General features: G+C 63.1%; 22 protein-coding genes and 1 other RNA gene. 10 read left to right on the forward strand and 13 right to left on the reverse strand.

The genetic code is table 11. The features are described from left to right. The first annotated feature begins 4 nt into the window (after positions 1 to 4). Positions 5 to 226: a 50S ribosomal protein L31 gene (rpmE, locus tag IG197_RS17860; protein ID WP_067956883.1), complete on the forward strand. Its 222-nt coding sequence runs from the start codon at positions 5 to 7 to the stop codon at positions 224 to 226. 638 nt (positions 227 to 864) lie between these two features. On the opposite strand, the gene IG197_RS17865 is transcribed toward rpmE, so the two are convergent. After that, a complete protein-coding gene (locus IG197_RS17865) occupies positions 865 to 1,491 on the reverse strand; it encodes a TetR/AcrR family transcriptional regulator (protein ID WP_192313835.1) in 627 nt (208 codons plus the stop codon). Between the two features lie 98 nt (positions 1,492 to 1,589). Between IG197_RS17865 and IG197_RS17870 the strand changes: the two genes are divergently transcribed. Together IG197_RS17870 and IG197_RS17875 are read left to right on the forward strand one after the other, a co-directional pair. Beyond that, positions 1,590 to 2,435, forward strand: a complete 846-nt coding sequence (locus tag IG197_RS17870; protein WP_192313838.1) for an NAD(P)H-binding protein — start codon at positions 1,590 to 1,592, stop codon at positions 2,433 to 2,435. Further along, positions 2,432 to 2,917, forward strand: coding sequence for a DUF1772 domain-containing protein (locus tag IG197_RS17875; protein ID WP_192313840.1), 486 nt, complete (start codon positions 2,432 to 2,434; stop codon positions 2,915 to 2,917). The genes IG197_RS17870 and IG197_RS17875 overlap by 4 nt, the downstream gene beginning before the upstream one ends. A 34-nt stretch (positions 2,918 to 2,951) precedes the next feature. Here the strand turns inward: IG197_RS17875 and IG197_RS17880 are convergent, their stop codons facing one another. From IG197_RS17880 to IG197_RS17890, 3 genes are all read right to left on the reverse strand, one after another. Continuing rightward, positions 2,952 to 4,028 carry a D-alanine--D-alanine ligase family protein gene (locus IG197_RS17880; protein WP_192313843.1) on the reverse strand — a complete coding sequence of 359 codons (1,077 nt, stop codon included), beginning with the start codon at positions 4,026 to 4,028 and terminating at the stop codon, positions 2,952 to 2,954. Between the two features lie 135 nt (positions 4,029 to 4,163). Further along, on the reverse strand, positions 4,164 to 4,475 hold the full coding sequence (locus tag IG197_RS17885) for a SelT/SelW/SelH family protein (protein WP_067956897.1): 312 nt from the start codon (positions 4,473 to 4,475) through the stop codon (positions 4,164 to 4,166). Positions 4,476 to 4,705: 230 nt separating this feature from the next. Next, positions 4,706 to 5,455 (reverse strand): YebC/PmpR family DNA-binding transcriptional regulator, encoded by a 750-nt coding sequence (locus IG197_RS17890; RefSeq protein ID WP_192313846.1) that lies wholly within the window; start codon positions 5,453 to 5,455, stop codon positions 4,706 to 4,708. Positions 5,456 to 5,620: 165 nt separating this feature from the next. Here IG197_RS17890 and IG197_RS17895 point away from each other — a divergent pair, with 165 nt between their 5' ends. Then, positions 5,621 to 6,427: an MBL fold metallo-hydrolase gene (locus tag IG197_RS17895; RefSeq protein WP_192313849.1), complete on the forward strand. Its 807-nt coding sequence runs from the start codon at positions 5,621 to 5,623 to the stop codon at positions 6,425 to 6,427. Between the two features lie 9 nt (positions 6,428 to 6,436). Here the strand turns inward: IG197_RS17895 and IG197_RS17900 are convergent, their stop codons facing one another. Beyond that, a complete protein-coding gene (locus IG197_RS17900) occupies positions 6,437 to 7,888 on the reverse strand; it encodes a GGDEF domain-containing protein (protein WP_192313852.1) in 1,452 nt (483 codons plus the stop codon). A gap of 162 nt (positions 7,889 to 8,050) precedes the next feature. Next, the gene (locus IG197_RS17905) at positions 8,051 to 8,755 is read right to left on the reverse strand and encodes a glutathione S-transferase family protein (protein WP_192313855.1); all 705 of its coding nucleotides are present in this window, start codon (positions 8,753 to 8,755) and stop codon (positions 8,051 to 8,053) included. Between the two features lie 128 nt (positions 8,756 to 8,883). On the opposite strand from IG197_RS17905, the gene IG197_RS17910 reads away from it, so the two are divergent. After that, complete coding sequence (locus IG197_RS17910; protein WP_067956909.1) at positions 8,884 to 9,234, forward strand: helix-turn-helix domain-containing protein; 351 nt, start codon at positions 8,884 to 8,886, stop codon at positions 9,232 to 9,234. Between the two features lie 25 nt (positions 9,235 to 9,259). Here the strand turns inward: IG197_RS17910 and IG197_RS17915 are convergent, their stop codons facing one another. After that, the gene (locus tag IG197_RS17915; protein ID WP_192313857.1) at positions 9,260 to 9,583 is read right to left on the reverse strand and encodes a helix-turn-helix transcriptional regulator; all 324 of its coding nucleotides are present in this window, start codon (positions 9,581 to 9,583) and stop codon (positions 9,260 to 9,262) included. A 51-nt stretch (positions 9,584 to 9,634) separates the two neighbouring features. Here IG197_RS17915 and IG197_RS17920 point away from each other — a divergent pair, with 51 nt between their 5' ends. Further along, complete coding sequence (locus IG197_RS17920) at positions 9,635 to 10,120, forward strand: SRPBCC domain-containing protein (protein WP_192313860.1); 486 nt, start codon at positions 9,635 to 9,637, stop codon at positions 10,118 to 10,120. Between the two features lie 11 nt (positions 10,121 to 10,131). Next, complete coding sequence (locus tag IG197_RS17925; protein WP_192313863.1) at positions 10,132 to 10,494, forward strand: VOC family protein; 363 nt, start codon at positions 10,132 to 10,134, stop codon at positions 10,492 to 10,494. Between the two features lie 44 nt (positions 10,495 to 10,538). Here IG197_RS17925 and IG197_RS17930 read toward each other — a convergent pair whose 3' ends face one another. The 5 genes from IG197_RS17930 to ssrS form a co-directional block, all read right to left on the reverse strand. Continuing rightward, on the reverse strand, positions 10,539 to 11,249 hold the full coding sequence (locus tag IG197_RS17930; protein ID WP_192313865.1) for a DNA helicase: 711 nt from the start codon (positions 11,247 to 11,249) through the stop codon (positions 10,539 to 10,541). A 221-nt stretch (positions 11,250 to 11,470) separates the two neighbouring features. Beyond that, entirely contained in the window at positions 11,471 to 12,226 is a 756-nt protein-coding gene (locus IG197_RS17935) for a TerC family protein (RefSeq protein ID WP_067956922.1), read from the reverse strand. A gap of 162 nt (positions 12,227 to 12,388) precedes the next feature. After that, on the reverse strand, positions 12,389 to 13,213 hold the full coding sequence (locus tag IG197_RS17940) for a YmdB family metallophosphoesterase (protein WP_192313868.1): 825 nt from the start codon (positions 13,211 to 13,213) through the stop codon (positions 12,389 to 12,391). Between the two features lie 87 nt (positions 13,214 to 13,300). Further along, on the reverse strand, positions 13,301 to 13,885 hold the full coding sequence (locus tag IG197_RS17945) for a 5-formyltetrahydrofolate cyclo-ligase (protein WP_192313871.1): 585 nt from the start codon (positions 13,883 to 13,885) through the stop codon (positions 13,301 to 13,303). 121 nt (positions 13,886 to 14,006) lie between these two features. Then, a non-coding RNA gene (gene ssrS / locus IG197_RS17950) (6S RNA) lies at positions 14,007 to 14,162 on the reverse strand. 240 nt (positions 14,163 to 14,402) lie between these two features. Here ssrS and IG197_RS17955 point away from each other — a divergent pair. The 3 genes from IG197_RS17955 (at position 14,403) to IG197_RS17965 (ending at position 16,115) form a co-directional block, all read left to right on the forward strand. Beyond that, the gene (locus tag IG197_RS17955; RefSeq protein WP_192313874.1) at positions 14,403 to 15,242 is read left to right on the forward strand and encodes a MoxR family ATPase; all 840 of its coding nucleotides are present in this window, start codon (positions 14,403 to 14,405) and stop codon (positions 15,240 to 15,242) included. A 4-nt stretch (positions 15,243 to 15,246) separates the two neighbouring features. After that, entirely contained in the window at positions 15,247 to 15,492 is a 246-nt protein-coding gene (locus IG197_RS17960) for a hypothetical protein (protein WP_192313877.1), read from the forward strand. 176 nt (positions 15,493 to 15,668) lie between these two features. Next, positions 15,669 to 16,115: a GNAT family N-acetyltransferase gene (locus IG197_RS17965; RefSeq protein WP_154387229.1), complete on the forward strand. Its 447-nt coding sequence runs from the start codon at positions 15,669 to 15,671 to the stop codon at positions 16,113 to 16,115. A 36-nt stretch (positions 16,116 to 16,151) separates the two neighbouring features. On the opposite strand, the gene IG197_RS17970 is transcribed toward IG197_RS17965, so the two are convergent. After that, the gene (locus IG197_RS17970) at positions 16,152 to 17,225 is read right to left on the reverse strand and encodes a GH25 family lysozyme (RefSeq protein WP_192313880.1); all 1,074 of its coding nucleotides are present in this window, start codon (positions 17,223 to 17,225) and stop codon (positions 16,152 to 16,154) included. Positions 17,226 to 17,406 lie beyond the last annotated feature (181 nt).

Consider the following 17,406-nt stretch of genomic DNA (forward strand, 5'->3'; position numbering starts at 1 on the left):
AGCGATGAAAGCCGATATCCATCCCGACTACCACACCATCAAGGTCGTCATGACCAATGGCACCGAATACCTGACCCGCTCCACCTGGGGCAAGGAAGGCGATACGATGAACCTCGATATCGACCCGACCACGCACCCGGCCTGGACCGGCGGCCAGCACAACCTGCTCGACCGCGGCGGCCGTCTGTCGAAGTTCAAGAAGCGCTACGAAGGCCTCGGCATCTAAGCCGACCCGCTTCCAAGAATACAAGGACCCGCCTTCATGGCGGGTTTTTTGTTGTCGCCGACCGAGCTAATCATCGCACGTCCCGTTTCGTGAGACAGAGCCATGCGGGACTTGAGTGATGAACGGTGGACTGGCCTGACGGGTGGATACAAGGTCACCTATGATCCCCGGCGGGCACTCGGTATATTGCCGAGCACTACAATGACAGCGCGGCCTGGAACGAGCTCCTGAACGAACTGCACCATCAGGGCGATATCGGCGAGGCGTCCTATGCAGCTGTTCCCGAGCTCGTCAGACTTTCCGCCCGACACCAGCCCGCCCACTGGGCACTCTACGGTCTGGCTGCAACGATAGAAGAGGCGCGGCTGGTCTTTCTGCGAAACCCTCTGATCCCCGAATGGCTGGACCGCGCCTATGCCGAGGCATGGCAACGTCTCTTTGAGCTGGCCTTGCGCGACTTGGGGACCGCGTCAGAGCCAAGGATCGTATCCTGCGCCTTGGCAGTCGTTGCCTTGCACCGCAAGCAGCTATCACTGGCGCGCCTTGCGCCCTGTGATGAGGATGAGCGGGCCGGGATGCTCCAAACGCAATTCGGCGCAGTTTAGGCACTTAGCCTTCGGTTTGTCCTCGCCCGAAGGTCAGGACGCCGCGATCTCTCGTAGCGCCATTCTCTTGTAGTCGGCCACCAAGGCATCGCCCTCCACCCGCTCGACGGAGATCGCCAGCCGCATCGTCGCCTCGCCGAGCGACATGATGAGAAACGCCTTGCGCTCGATCTGGGCCGCCTCGGCGCCTGTAGCAACGCGGTGCCAGGCCTCGGCCAGCAGTGCGCCATTGGCCCTGGAGTCGCGCAGGTCGATGTCGCGCAGCGCCTTGTCGGCCTGGGTCCCTGACCAGATGTCGCGCATCACCGGTTCGGCCAGGAAGATGCCGTAATAGACGTCGATCAGGTCGCCAAAGGCCTCGATCAGTCCCTTCATGTCGTTCACCCCGGCGAGCCCGCCTGAAATGCAGGCGCGGCCTTCGGCGTTGTAGCGCTCGGCCAGCGTGCGGATGATCGCGCCCTTGTCGGGGAAGTACTGGTAAAGCGAGCCGATCGATACGCCGGCGCGCTCGGCAACCTCGCCCATGCGCATGGCGTCGCTGCCGGCCTCCGCAATCAGCCCGCTCGCCGCCTGCAGCATGCGCTCGACGCGCTCCTGGCTGCGTTTCTGGCTCGGCGCGCGCCGCAGCGCCTGACCCGAGCTGTCTTCGGTCGTTTCCATGGTTTCTCGCCCGCAATGATTCCGCTTGACCTGCATAATATGAGGGTTTATCACATTTGCAAATGTGAGTATTGCTCACATTAGCAAAGGAGGCCAAAATGACCGCATTCCAGCATGACATGAAGCCCATTCTCATCCTTGGCGGCACAGGCAAGACCGGACGCCGCATCGCCGACCAGCCTGCAGCGCAAGGCCTGCCCGTCCGTATCGGCTCGCGTGCTGCCCGCCCGTCCTTCGACTGGGAGAACCGCGCGAGCTGGGCCCCCGCGCTCGAGGGTGTCGGCGCCGTCTACATCTCCTATTATCCCGACCTTGCAGCGCCCGGTGCGGCCGAAGTCATCGGCGCCTTCGCCGACCTCGCCGTCGGTTTGGGCGTGAAGCGCCTGGTGCTTCTGTCCGGCCGCGGCGAACCCGAGGCACAGCGCGCCGAGGAAAGGGTCAGGCAGTCTGGCGCCGACTGGACTGTGCTGCGCTGCAGCTGGTTCATGCAGAATTTCAGCGAGGGTTTTGTGCTCGACGCCGTGATGGCGGGAGAGGTGGCCTTGCCGGTGGGGGCTGTCGGAGAGCCCTTCATCGATGCCGACGACATCGCCGACGTCGCGGTCGCAGCCTTCACGGACAACCGCCACATCGGTCAGCTCTATGAACTTACCGGTCCGCGGCTGCTGACCTTCGCCGAGGCCATCGCAGAAATCGCCACGGTCGCCGGCCGCGACATCCGCTTCGTCGAGATCGGCGCCGCAGACTTCAAGGCCGGCCTCGCCGCAGCGCAACTGCCAAGGGACTTCGTCGAACTCCTGATGATGCTGTTCACCGAGGTTCTCGATGGCCGCAATGAGCATGTTGTGGACGACGTCAGCCGCGCGCTCGGCCGCGCCGCGCGCGACTTCACAGACTATGCCAACGATGCCACCGCAGCCGGCATCTGGGCAGAAGCACAATGATCGCGCCCGTTTTCACCGCACTCGTCTTCGCCGCCATGCTCGGCACCGGCATCGCCGCCGGCCTGTTCTTCATCTTCTCCAACACCATCATGGCGTCGTTCGCGCGCCTGCCGGTCGCGCAAGGCATCGCCGCCATGCAGCAGATCAACGTCACCATCATCAACCCGCTGTTCATGCTTGTGTTCATGGGGCTCGTGGTGCTGTCGCTGGTCCTCGGCGCCAAGGCGATTTTCGGCTGGGCCGAGGCCGGCTCGGCCTGGCTGCTCGCCGGCAGCGTCGCCTACCTGGTCGGATGCTTCCTGGTGACGATGGTGTTCAACGTGCCGCTCAACGATGCGCTCGCCGCCGTCGATCCGGCAAGTGCCGAGGGTGCCGCGATATGGGCGCGCTATCTCAACGAGTGGCTGCCGTGGAACCATGCCCGTACGGTCGCCTGCGTGGTGTCACTGGCGTCGTTCGCCATGGCTTTCCGTGCCGCATGAACAAGAAGGCCGGGGTTGACCCGGCCTTTCAGTCTCAGGCTTGGCGCTTCCAGCGCGCCACGGCGTGTTCGATCAGCTTTCCGACCAGATCGGGGTAGGGCACGCCGGAGGCTGCCATGGTCTTCGGATACATGCTTATGTTGGTGAAGCCGGGGATGGTGTTGACCTCGTTGACCAGCGCCGACCCGTCCGCCTTCACAAAGAAGTCGACGCGCGCCATGCTATCGCAGCCGAGAGCCAGGAAGGCGCTGCGGGCAACCTCCTGCAGCCTGGCCTTGGCCGCATCGGGCAGGTCCGCCGGGATGCGCAAGGCAGCGCCGTCGGCATCGATGTACTTGGCCTCATAGGTGTAGAAGCCGTGGCTCGCCGCTGGTGCGATCTCGCCCGGCACGGAGACGGAGAGCGATCCATCGGGCGCCTCGAGCACGGCGAATTCGACCTCACGGCCGTCGACGAACTCCTCGATCAACACCTTGCGGTCATATCTGAAGGCCTCGGCCAGCGCCTTGTCCAGCTGTTCCGCCGTCTCGGCCTTGCTGACGCCGACGGATGAGCCTTGCCGTGCCGGCTTGACGAAAACAGGCAGTCCGAGCTCGGCCTTGATGGCGTCGAACGTGGGACGGTCACCGAAATGCACGGTCACGCCACGCGCCACCGGCACCCCGGCCTCTCTCATCAGCCGTTTGGCGACGTCCTTGTCCATTGCGTTGGCCGAGCCGAGCACGCCCGAGCCGACATAAGGAATGTCGGCCACCTCGGCCAAACCTTGGACCGCGCCATCCTCGCCGAACGGGCCATGTAGCACCGGAAACAGCACGTCGACCCTGGGCAGCTCGAACGGCACTTCGCCGGCTGGCAGGGCGATCAGCCGCCCTTTGCCGCCCGGCACCAGCGCCACCTCGGCGCCCCCGGTGGGCACGGCCTTGGGCAGTGCGCCGTCGCGGTCGAGTTGGGCCAGGAACCAGCGGCCGTCGCGGGCGACGCCGATGGGCACGACCTCGTATCTGGACGCGTCGATCGCCTTGACGACGTTGCTTGCCGACATGAGCGAGACGTCGTGCTCGGAGGAGCGTCCGCCGAAAAGAACTGCGATGCGTGGTTTGGTGGTCATGGGTGCTTTCCGCTCTGCCGCCAGGTTCGCGCCATGCCGCGGCGCGATGTCCCTGCTTGCTCAGCAATTCGAGTTTATCTGTGGCGCCGTTTCAGGGCGCGGTGTTCTTGCGCGATTTTCGCCGTGGGCATGCCCTCAGGCCTGGTCCTTGGCCTTGTGACCCTTCCTGTCGGAATGGCCGAGATCGCGCTCGGGGTCGATGATGTCGCGCACCAGCTGTTTCAGCTTGGCCGCATCGGGGAAGCCGCCATCGCGCTTACGGTCCCACACCAACGTGTCATTGCAGGTGATGGTAAACACGCCGCCTGTGCCCGGCACCAGCGTCACCTCGCCAAGCTCGGTGCCAAATGTCGACAACAGCTCCTGCGCCATCCAGCCGGCACGAAGCAGCCACATGCACTGGGTGCAGTAGGTGATGCGGATCTGGGGCAGGAGGGAGTCGGTCATTCGCAACCCGGTGCTGTGTTGTGCGTCTTACGAGCCCCGCTTCGCGGCACCTCAGGATGAGGGAGGTTCGTGCCATCCGCCCACTCTTCGACGTTCGGGCAACGGGCAGCGCATAGTCGTGCCGGACGCCGCGGTCCTCTTCCTGAGGTGCCCGCGGAGCGGGCCTCGAAGGAGGCTGGAGAAAAGGCCTCAAACGAAAACGCCCCGGGTTTGCCGGGGCGTGTCAAAAATCAAGCCGCGCTGAGCTTGGCCATCGTCGCCTCGTCGACCTCGAAGTTGGCGTAGACGTTCTGCACGTCGTCGTCGTCTTCGAGCGTGCCGACCAGCTTCATCAGCGACTGGGCGCGTTCTTCGTCGACGGGGATGTTGTTCTGCGGCTTCCAGATGATCTTCACCGACTCGGCGTCGCCGAGCGAGCTTTCGAGCGCCTTGGACACTTCGCTGAGGTTTTCGAAAGCGCAGGTGATGGTGTGGCCGTCTTCATCCGACTGCACGTCGTCGGCACCGGCTTCGATGGCCGCGTCCATGACCTTGTCGGCGTCGCCGGCGCCTGCCGGATAGACGATTTCACCGACGCGGTCCCACATGAACGACACCGAACCTGTTTCGCCCAGTGCCCCGCCGGCCTTGGTGAAGGCTGCGCGCACGTTGGACGCCGAACGGTTGCGGTTGTCGGTCAGCGCCTCGACGATGAGGGCCACGCCACCCGGGCCATAACCTTCGTAGCGCACTTCTTCGTAGTTCTCGGCGTCGCCCATTGAGGCCTTGGAGATGGCGCGGGCAATGTTGTCCTTCGGCATCGACACCGCCTTGGCGTTCTGGACGGCAAGGCGAAGGCGCGGGTTCATCGAGGGGTCGGGCACGCCGGTCTTTGCTGCAACGGTGATTTCGCGTGCAAGCTTGGAGAACATCTTGGACCGCACCGCATCCTGGCGGCCCTTGCGGTGCATGATGTTCTTGAACTGTGAATGGCCGGCCATGGGACCCCTGTTTGTCGCTTCGGCAGTGTTTGAATGGGCCGCCTTATAGATAAATCGGCTCAATACGTCCAGACTTCAAGGCTTCCCGGCCCTCTCGAAAACGTGACTCCGTGCGTCGCGCCGCTGCTGGGATAGTGCGTTTCGCCCCGAACGCCCGAGAGCGCCATGCCCCTTCGCCTGTTCGCCGCCTGTCTTGCCACCCTGCTTTTAGCGTCGATCCCGACATGGGCGGCGGACGATCCGGTGCCGAGCAAATGCATGGCAATCGCGCAGGCGCTGCCCGACGTCACCTATGCCAGCTTCTATCAGGCCCAGACGTTCGTCGATGGCGACGTCTCCATCACCTATGCCGGCCACTCGACCTATGTCATCGAGACGCCTGGCGGCGTCCGCATCGCCACCGACTACAGCGGCATTTACGGCTCGAGTCCGTTGCCGCGCCTCGTCACCATGAACAAGGCACACCGCACCCACTACACCGACATGCCGGACCAGGCCATCGACCATGTCCTGCGCGGCTGGAACCCCGAGGGCGGGCCGGCCAGGCATGCGCTGGTCGTCGACGATGTCTATGTCCGCAACGTGCCGACCGATATCAGGCGCTTTGGCGAGATGGAGCGCGACGGCAATTCGATCTTCATCTTCGAGGTCGCCGGCCTGTGCATCGGCCATCTCGGCCATCTGCATCACCGGCTCGAGGACGCACATTATGGCGCCATCGGTCGGCTCGACGTCGTCATGGTGCCGATCGACGGCGGCATGACCTTGTCGATCGATGCGATGACCGAGATCACGACCAGGCTCTATTCGTCGATGATCCTTCCGATGCATCGGCATTCCACCCCGATTGGCGAGTTCACCGGCATGATGGGTGATGGTTTTGCCGTCGAATTCCGCAACAGCCGTTCGCTCACCGTGTCACTGAGGTCGCTGCCATCGCGGCCAACCATCGTCATTCTCGACGGTGTCTGACCTCAGCGTTCAGTTCAAGGTCGGCGATGTTGCCTCGGGCTGCCGGGCGCCGACCCGAACCATGTTGCGTCCAGCTTCCTTGGCTTCGTAGAGGGCGCGGTCGGCGGCCAGCATCATGTCGTCGAAATCGGTGTATTCCCCCGGCGCGCGCGTCGCCGCACCGATACTGACGGTGGCCCACACCTCGCCGCCCGACGGCATCTCGATCGCCCGCATTTCAAGTGCCTGGCGGATGCGCTCGGCGACCGAGGTTGCCGCGATCATGTCGAGGCCCGGCAGCACCACGGCGAACTCTTCGCCACCCATGCGGCCGAACAGGTCGGCCGGGCGCAGCAGACGGGAGATCAGGACGACAAATTCCTTCAGCATCGCGTCGCCGCCGGCATGGCCGAAGCGGTCGTTGATGTTCTTGAAGTGATCGATGTCGAGCATCAGCAGCGCCGTGCCCTGGTCCCGGTTCGCTTGCAGGCAGGCTTCGCTTCGCTCGATGAAGGCACCGCGTGACAGCGCGCCGGTCAGCGAGTCGTGGTTGGCCGCGCGCGACAGTCGTTCGATCAGCTCGACGCGGGCGGCGTTGATGCTGGCAACAGTCAGCGGACACAGCGCCATCAGGGCGATGCCGAGCCGCAGCGAGTCGAGCGAACGCAGCGGGTCGGGCAGTTCCGGCAACGGGATGAGGTTTGCCGGGATCGAGATCAGCAACCAAACGCTCAGCAGCATGGTCAGCACCGAGGTCGTGAACGTCCTGTAGGTCAGCGAGCACCAGAGCAGGGCAGGGATGGGCATCGCCAGAGCACCTGGTCCGCCCAGCATGATGGCAAGCCCAACCGAAGCCACCAGCACCAGCGCCGGCAAGGCATGCTGGAAGAGCGCGGGCGAAAGACCGGCCGGCCAATGCTCGCGCAGCCTGCGGAAGCCGGGGAATGTCAGCAGCACCGGAAGGATGATCAGGCTGTTGACCAGTTCGGTGATGAACCAGAAGGTGATGCCGCTGAAGAAGTCCTTGCCAAACAAAAGGCGTGCCGCGCCGCCGCCGGCGATCGAGGCGGCCAGTGCCACCGCGCAGCAGATGGCGAAGAGGTGCAGCACCGATGACGGCCGTTGCAGCCAGCGGTCGCTCTCCGGCACCAGCCGGAACAGCAGGTACCCGGTCAGCGCACCGGTGATGTTGGCAGTCGTCAGCCACAGCGTGACGAAGAAGTTTCCACCTGTTGAAAGGTCAGCCACGATGTAGCCGACGAAGGCGGCGAGCCAGCCCAGTGGCGTGGCGTAGCTCGGGTTGCGCACCATCATGCCGAGCAGGATGGCGTTCGCCGGCCAGACTGCGGCGAGGAAGCCGACCGGCCGCGTCAGTATGCCGAAGAACGATGCGAGGAAGACGATGCCGGCAACGATCAGAGCAATCGCAAGTTGCGGTTCCGTGTCTGGCCTGACAGGCAGTTCCCGGGTGGCAGTCAGCATTCCCCGTCCGTATGCACGTTCCTGTTCGGATTGTTGGCCAACAAGCGTTTATCCGAGCTTAATAAGTTCCTTCTGATGTACATTGAGATGCTGGCCACGTCCAAGCATTTCGCTGGCCGCGTTGATGCCTCCGCAACCGATGGGTGCGAGAGGCGTGACAGGTCAAGCGGCGATGCGCGGCTCCAGCTCCTCGACCGTGGCGTGACCGCGGAACCCGCCCAATGACACGGCTTCCCGCTCCTTCTCGATGGCATGGGCGAAGACCACCGCCGGGTCGGCTTCGAGTTTTTCCATGTGCTTGTGGATGCCGGGGAACTCGCTCGCCATGTCGAACAAGTCGAGATCCGAGCCCCAGCGCGCGATGCCGATGAAGTAGGCGTCGGCCACGGTTCTGTGGTCGCCAATCAGCCATTCGCTGTTTTCGAGCACGCGCTGCAGGAAGGCGAAGTCCATGGCTGCCTTTTCGCGCGCCATCTTGCGCAGCATGTTGCGCCCGGCGTCGTCATCTTCGACCAGCTTGAAGGCGTTCCAGCCATAGCCGAGATCGGAATGCAGCGTGGTGTGCAGGTACGACAGCATCCAGTTCAGCCGGTCGAATTCCTTGCTGCCCTGGGCAAAGCCGAGGCCATTGTCGAGGTCGCGCGCGGCGATGTTGTGCAGGATCGCCAGGCTTTCGGTCAGCGTGCCGCCATCCCCGGTGACCATCGCCGGTGTCTGGCCGAGCGGGTTGACCCTGGCGAAGGTGCGGGAATGCTTGGCTGTCATGTCTATGCGGTGCAGGCGGTAGGGCTGGCCGAGCCATTCGAGTGCCACGATCGAGCCGAACGAGCAACCATGCGGCACGCCGTAAAAGAGCACAGGTTCCATGTCATATCCTCTTGAAATCGGACCGCGAGACAGTCGCGGCGTGCCGCAGAACCTATGCATTGAACTCGTTCCAACAAGTACCTACATTTCGGTAAGGTACTGACTTCAAAGTGAGAATTGAGGATTTCTTGGCGAAGACGCAGCCAGAAAGTTGTGGCCTCGGCCCCGCCTTCCAGGTCATCGGCGGCAAATGGAAGGCGTTGATCCTGTGGCTGGTGCACACCGAGCCGCGCCGCTTCGGCGAGCTCAAGCGGCTGGTGCCCGACATCAGCGAGAAGATGCTGATCCAACAATTGCGCGAAATGGAGGCCGACGGTCTCGTCCACCGCGAGATCTTTCATGAGGTGCCGCCGCGCGTCGAGTATTCGGCGACGCCGCTCGGCCAGTCGCTCGATGAAGCGCTCGGACCGCTCGCCAGCTGGGGCAAGGAGCATGGCGCCGCCATCGAGGCGCGGAAGGCGAAATCGCCTGGTCACTAGCTGACATCAAAGCACGGGACGCGCCTCAGCCTTCCAGCTCGAGCTTCAGCCGATCGAGAATGCTCATCGCGTGGCTGGCATATTCGCTGATCCAGCGGTCGTGAATCTCTTTGATCGGCATCGAGTTGAGGTGGTTCCAGCGTTCGCGGCCTTCGCGCCGGGCGACCACCAGCTCGGCCTCCTCCAGAACCTTCAGATGCTGCATCACGGTGCAGCGGTCCATGTCGTCGAAACGCTCGCACAGGGCGCCCGTCGTCAGCGCGCCATCCTTCAGCACGTCCAGCATCAATCGCCGGCGCGGATGCGCCAGAGCCTTGAAAACATTGTCGTCTTTCGAATCGCTTGACATGTTATAATTTTATAACACATTGTTGTCGCGTGCAAGCATAGGAGGCTGACAATGTCCTTGGGGTTCAAGGTTTCGGGACGTATCGCCAAGCCCGTCCACGAGGTGTTCGACGCGGTCGTCAATCCGAAGAAGCTGAGCGGCTATTTCACCACGCTGAACGGCGCCAGCGCGCCGCTGGTCGCCGGAACCACCGTCACCTGGTGGGGTTCGGTGCCGGTCGAGGTCGACGAGATCGAGTTGGACAAGCGCATCGTACTGCGCTGGGACGCCGAGGTGGCCGAGGGCCAGCCGGCCTACAAAACCCGGATCGAGATGGGCTTCGACGTGCTCGAGGACGGCTCGACCTTCGTTACCATCGGCGAATCCGGCTGGGTCGAGGACGCGGTTGGGCGCAAGGCGTCCTACGGCAACTGCGAGGGCTGGGCGGAAATGCTGTCGGCGATGAAGGCCTGGCTCGAATACGGCATCAACCTGCGCGAGGGTTTTTATCCCTCTGAAATGCGCGGCCAATTGCCGACGACAAGCGAACGCAAGTGAGGAGAGAGACAATGGGTGCAAAGATCGAAGGCGGCATGAACATCGCCATGAAGGTGCCGAGCCACCAGTACGAGGCGACCATCGCCTTTTACCGCGACGTGGTCGGCCTCGAGGGTATCCCGGAGAAGCTGCCCGCGGTTGGCTTCAAGCTCGGCCCGAACCAGCTCTGGATCGACGAGGCCCCGACCATGAGCCAGGCTGAGGTCTGGCTGGAGTTGTTCACGCCCGATTTTGCCGGCACGCTCAAGCAACTCGGCGATGCCGGTGCGGTGCGCTGCGACCCGATCGAACCGCTCGGCGAAACCTTCCGTGGCGGCTGGATCATGAACCCGGCCAACATCGTGCACATGGTGCGCGAACCCGACGCCTGGTGAGGCTGGAACAGTTCGGGCGGCGGGCATCCCGCCGCCCGGTCTTGTCAAACCGAGTGGACTCGCACTTCGCCATTGGCTAGGAAGCAGGCCTTGTCGAACAGCTTGAGATCCAGCGGATTGGGCAGCCTGACGTCGCCGAGGTCGGGCATCGTCTTCGTTGCCGGGTCGTAGGAGCGGTCGATCTGCGAGATCATCACGACGATCAGCCCCTTGTCGCGCGCCAGTGCTCTCAGCACCCGCACCTGTTCCGTCAGCTTCGGATTGTCGCGCTTCTGGTCGAGCAGTTGCAGGTAATCAACCACCACCATCGTGCCGCGCGGCGCCGAAGCCATGCGCCCGGCGATATGGGCCGCGCAGATGATGTCGGAGCTGTCGAGCTCAAACAGGTTGCCAAACTGCGCCCGGTCGGCGCCGATGGCGCGGAAGCGATCGAGCACTTCCTTTTCAGTGTATTCGAGCGTGAAGAAGCTGCCGCGATGGCCCGATTTCATCGCCTCGACGGCGAGTTCGAGACCCATCAGCGTCTTGCCCTGGCCGGGCCGCGCGCCGAGCAGGACCATGTCGCCGGGAGCGAGCCGTGCGAACAGTCTTGCCGCCGGGCGCACGGCAGCGGCCTTGGCGGCAAGCAGGCTCCAGCCGGCAATGCCTTCGCCGGCTGCCACCTCGTCGAGTGCCTGATGAAGTGGGATCGGCTTCGTCCTGGCCAGAAGCCTGGCCTTGCGCTTCAGCACAGGAATGGGCGCGGATAGTTTCATTGTGCGAACCTCCAGATACGAGCTGTCGTCGCAACCCCTCCTTATGCACGTGCTCGAACAGATGGTTCGGTGATTTAGGCACCCTGCACGATCAGTACTTTCCCGCTGGAGGGGGGAGGCGTGGGCCGCGCCAGAATCATATGATAGCCCGGTTCCGGTCGGTATGAAATCGCTGGCCGAGACGAAAACGGCGGGCTTTTGGCCCGCCGTCGTCATGCTCATCAGTGACCGCCACTTTTCCTGCGGCGGTTCCGCTGCAGCATGTTGAGGCCCTCGACCAGCGCCGAGAAGCCCATGGCGGCGTAGATGTAGCCCTTGGGCACATGATAGCCGAAACCATCGGCAATCAGCGTCATGCCGATCATCAAGAGGAAGCCGAGCGCCAGCATGACGATCGTCGGGTTCTTCTCGATGAAGGTCGCGAGCGGCGTTGCAGCCAAAAGCATCACGGTCACGGCGACGATCACGGCGATGTACATGATGCCGATCTCGTCGGTCATGCCGACAGCGGTGATGATCGAGTCGATCGAGAACACCAGGTCGAGCAGCAGGATCTGGAAGATCGCAGCGCCCATCGAAAGCTGCAGCGTACGCGACACCATCTCGTCCTTGTGGTCCTCGGGATCGACCGAGTGGTGGATTTCCTTGGTCGCCTTCCAGACCAGGAACAGGCCGCCAGCGATCAGGATCAAGTCGCGCCAGGAGAAGCCGTGGCCGAAGGCCGTGAAGACGGGTGCCGTCAGCGCGACGATGAAGGAGATGGTGGCCAAAAGCACCAGGCGCATGATCAGGGCCGCCCCGATGCCAAGCCGCCGCGCCTTGGCGCGCTGGTGCTCAGGCAATTTGTTGGTCAGGATCGAGATGAAGATCAAATTGTCGATGCCGAGCACAACTTCGAGCGCGATCAGGGTCAGCAGTGCCACCCAGGCGGTCGGGTCGTTGATGAAGCCGAAATACGGCGCCAGGAATTCGATCATCTAAGTGTCCCCGTTGTTCTTCTGGATACGATGCGAGCGGCCGGCGGCCGCTCGTTCACATGCTACAGTGCCGAGACATGGCGCATCCGGATAGATGCATCATGCTCTAACATATGCTGACGTGCGGCGGGCAAGTAGGTTTCGACTGGCCCCACGTCAATGTCAGGACCAGAAGGATGGGACGGTTTCTTCGAGCCTAGGCCCGCGACGCAATGGCGCAACCCGTTCGGCGAGGCCGGTGCGGTCGGAAATGTCGACGCCGACGCCGCAGATGGAGGCCGGGCCGTTGGCCGCCTCGAAGCGGCCCTTCGGCACCTTGGACAGGAACCGGTTGAGCGGTTCTTCCTTGTCCATGCCGAGCGAGGAGTCGTAGTCACCGCACATGCCGGCGTCGGTCAGATAGGCGGTGCCGCCATTGAGGATCTGGTGGTCGGCGGTTGGCTGGTGGGTATGCGTGCCGACAACCAGGCTGGCGCGGCCGTCGACGAAATGGGCAAAGCACATCTTCTCGCTCGTCGCCTCGGCGTGGAAGTCGATCACCACCGCATCCGCCTGTTCGCCCAATGGGCAGGCGGCCAGTTCCCGCTCGCCGGCCTGGAACGGGTCGTCGAGTTCAGGATGCATGAACACCCGGCCCATGATGTTCGAGACGAGAACGCGGGCGCCGTTCCTGGCGATGTAGAGGCCGGAGCCGCGCCCCGGCGTGCCCTTCGGGAAATTGGCCGGGCGCAAGAAGCGTTCCTCACGCGGCGCAAAGGCCAGCGCCTCGCGCTGGTCCCAGACGTGATTGCCCGTCGTCACCACATCGGCGCCGGCAGCAAGCGTTTCGCGGAAAATCTCCTCGGTGATGCCGAAGCCGCCGGCGGCGTTCTCACCGTTGACGATGACAAAATCGAGCCGGAAATCAGAAATCAGGCCGGGCAGCTGATTCCACACCGCAGTGCGTCCGGCCTTGCCCACCATGTCGCCAAGAAAAAGAAGTCTCATGAAAAATGCTTCTACAGGGCCATTGCGAAATCATGCAAGTGGAGCCGGCCGAATTTGCCCGGAGCGGATTCGCGCTGGCCGATCACCTCACGCCGGCTCGAAACGGCGCAGCCCGCTTTCCGTCAGTATTTCGGGGATGATGACGTCGTGGTTCTCGTCGGGAACGCGCTCGACCTCCTGGCAGTCGAAGGCGATGCCGATCAGCCTGGGCTCTATGCCCTTGTCCTGCAGCTTGGAGATCGCCCGGTCGTAATAGCCGGCGCCATAGCCGATGCGGTGGCCGCGTTTGTCGAAAGCCGCCAGCGGCACCAGCATGATCTGGGGATCCAGCACCTCGGCTTCCTCATGCGGCCCGACGGTGCCAAAACCCATATCGACCATCGGTGCGCCGCGCACCAGTTCGCGGAAGACGATCGTGTGCTTGTCGAGGATCGCCGGCAGGCAGAGCCGTGCACCATGCTCGCGCAGGGCAAACATCATCGGCCTGACGTCCACCTCCGATCGCATCGGCCAGAAGCCCGAGACGATCGTGCCGGGCTCGAACTGCAGATTGTCGCGCGCCGTCTCCGCCATCTCCAGCGACGCTTCGATGCGCCAGAACTGATCGAGCGCGTCGCGCCGGTCCAGCGCTTCCTTGCGCAGCTGCTTCTTGATTTCGCGATGGGAAGTCATGCCGGTGTTCGCCCGCTCTGCTGTCGTTCGCCACGTGTTTGGCACATTGGCCGTTGCACCGGCAACGCGGAAACCGACGCTTTCAGGCGTCGGGTGGGCAGGTTTTATCCTGACAGGGAGGTGACGATCCACACAACCGGTGAAGAAGTCGATCCCGGAGACCTACAAAGTAGGTGGGCGCCGTATGGAAGAACCCACGGGTCCTCCCAGGGACAGCTCCCTAAGGATCGTTAAGGCCCCGGGGAAAATGCTCTCCTGCCGGGAAGCGCAGACCGTCACCGCCAATATAGGCGCTGTGGCCGCAATGCGCCATGGCAGTGGGACGCTTCGTGCAAGGATATTTGCGGGGCTGTGGTGTGGAGGGGTTTTTTCATGCTCATGCGCTTTGTTGTCTGTTCGAGCGAGAGCTCTGCCTCCTGTACCGCGGCGGCCCCGAACGCCTATCACGACGGGACGTCCCGCTTGCCCCACCGGCCACACCTCCCTAGTGTCGGCGCCGACGAATTTGGAGTTTCGCATGCGCTTTGAAGGAACGTCGGCTTATGTCGCCGACAAGGATCTGATGGTGGCGGTCAATGCGGCGATCGCTCTGGAGCGGCCGCTGCTGGTCAAGGGCGAGCCGGGTACCGGCAAGACCGAACTCGCCCGCCAGGTGGCATCCGGCCTCGGCCTTGAAATGATCGAGTGGAACGTCAAGTCCACCACCAAGGCACAGCAGGGTCTCTACGAATATGATGCCGTCTCGCGCCTGCGCGACAGCCAGCTCGGCGACGGCCGCTTCAACGACATCAAAAACTACATCAAGCGCGGCAAGCTGTGGGATGCGTTTGCCGCCGACAAAAAGGTCGTGCTTCTGATCGACGAGATCGACAAGGCCGACATCGAGTTCCCCAACGATCTGTTGCAGGAACTCGATCGCATGGAGTTCTTCGTCTACGAGACCGGCGAGACGATCAGCGCCAAGGTCAGGCCGATCGTCATCATCACCTCGAACAACGAGAAGGAGCTGCCCGACGCCTTCCTGCGCCGCTGCTTTTTCCACTACATCCGCTTCCCCGACGTCGACACGCTGCACAGAATCGTCGAGGTGCATTATCCCGGCATCAAGCAGAACCTGGTGCGCGCCGCACTGACCCAGTTCTACGAAATCCGCGAGGTTGCCGGCCTCAAGAAGAAGCCGTCGACCTCGGAAGCGCTCGACTGGATCCGCCTGCTGGTCGCCGACGACGTCGCGCCCGAGGACCTGCGCGCCGACCCCAAGAATGCGCTGCCCAAGCTGCATGGCGCCCTGCTCAAGAACGAGCAGGACGTGCATTTGTTCGAGCGCCTGGCATTCATGGCGAGACGGCAGGGTTGAAATTTTGGCGGCATCGTCCGGTGACCTCAGGGAAGTCGAGGTCTCGATCATTCGCTGGGTTGACGACGAACCGCAGCCGGAAATCATTGAATTCGTCTTGAGCGACCGATCTGGGCGCCAATGGCATTTCCATGAAGAATGTGCAGTGATTTCGGGAGAGTTGGTGGATGCGGCCAGCGTCTATCCGAACCCGGCACATTGCGTTGCACCGTATTGTCTCAAGGCTGCGATCCGGAAGGACGATCAATAGCGGAAGTCGATACGTATCGACCCTGGTTTGTGGATTCTCTGGAGGGCACCAGTCGATTTGAAGTCATTTCCAGCCAACTGTTGCCCGAAAGCCAGGAGCAGCGATTTGGCAGCCCTGGACCCTTGTCCCATCAGAGATTTCTGAGGACGCTGGTGCATCCAAGGAGAGAGAGCTTCATGACCGACATCACCATCCGCCCGCTCGAGCTTGCCGACCACGAGGACTGGCGCCGACTGTGGACCGCTTATCTCGATTTCTACAACACGGTCCTGCCTGAAAACATCTACAAGCTCGCCTGGAAGCGCCTGTTCACCGAGGGCGAGTTCGAGCCCAAGGGTCTGATCGCTCTCGTCGACGGCAAGGCGGTCGGCCTGACGCACTATCTCTACCACCGCTCGGGCTGGTCCGAGGCCAACAATTGCTACCTGCAGGATTTGTTCGCCGACCCGGAGGCGCGCGGCAAGGGCGTCGGCGCCGCCCTGATCGAAGCCGTGAAGCAGGAGGCCGGCAAGCTCGGCGTTACCAATGTCTACTGGATGACCCACGAGACCAACGCCACGGCGCGCAAGCTCTACGATCGCGTCGCTCGCCGCACCGGGTTCATCGAGTACGACCTGCTCTGAGGCGACAGGCAATCACTGGCCAGGACCCGCGGGCGATCAGCCCGCGGTGCGTTCCAGCCACTGGTTCCACTGGGCTGCGCTGCCGCGGAAGACGTTGAGGTCGATCTTGCCCTCGACACCATGCGACAGGCCTGAGCCCGAATACTGCCAGAACACCCAGTTGCGGCCGGGATAGACCTTGGATGGCGGCTCGGCCACGGCGCGTAGCCAGAACGGATAGTTCTGGAAGTGGCCGCGCAGATTGTCCTTGTAGAAGTCGGGCGCGGTGTAGATTACCGGACGCTGGCCGTAATGGCGCTCCAGCTTGTCCATGAAGACCTGCATCTTCTCGCGGATCTTTTCGGGGCTGTGGCGGCGCTTGCAGCTCGATTCGCCGTTATATTCGACGTCGATGACCGGTGGCAGCGCGCCGGGAACCCTGGGCACGTTGCGGATGAACCAGTCGGCCTGTTCGCCGGCGGTGCGGCACCAGTAGAAGAAGTGATAGGCGCCACGCCTCAGGCCGGCGGCCTCGGCCGCGCGCCAGTTCTTGCGGAACATCGGGTCGAGATGGTCGCCGCCGTCGGTGGCCTTGATGTAGGCGAAGTTGGCGCCCTGGGTGCGCAGCTTGGGCCAGTCGATCTCGCCCTGCCAGCGCGACACGTCGACGCCGTGAACGGCGAAATTCTTGGGCGACATCGTGCGGCCGAAATTGATCGGCTTGGCGTCGCGGAAGCGGCGGCCATAGATCTTGCCCGGCGCGAACGGCGTCGCCTTTATCGGGTTGGACGGCGCCACCAGCGCAATCGGCTTGGCGTCGGGCGTGGGCATGTCCTCAAGTTCGATGGCAGGCTCCATCGGCGCCCGCGGCATCGGTGTTGGCATTGCCATCGCCACCTGTACCGGCGCTGCCGTCATCGTGGTCACTTCGACCGGCGCTGCCATGACAGGCTGGGGCATTGGTGCCTGCGCGACCATTGGCGCGATGTCGGCCGAGGGCCGTATCACCGAACTCGTTGTTTCAGGAGATGGCGACGCCTGTTCCATCAGGTTACCGAGGCCCGAGCTCGAGGTGCAGCCGGCAAGGGCCAGGCTGGCGAGAACGATCGCTGACGCCGCTGAGAAACGCATAGGTACCCGTACGCAAAACAAACTCGGATCGAAGGCAGACTCGGCCCTCGCCCCCACTGACGGCAATTGCTAACGGGAAATTACCAAGAAAGACTGAATCCGATTTTTAATTTAATTAGATTTCGGGTGTTGCAACGCTGCCAATGCGCCCATCGCCTGATTGTCGGCACGGCTGCGGCAT

Source organism: Aminobacter sp. SR38, from assembly GCF_014843375.1.
Taxonomy (GTDB): domain Bacteria; phylum Pseudomonadota; class Alphaproteobacteria; order Rhizobiales; family Rhizobiaceae; genus Aminobacter; species Aminobacter ciceronei.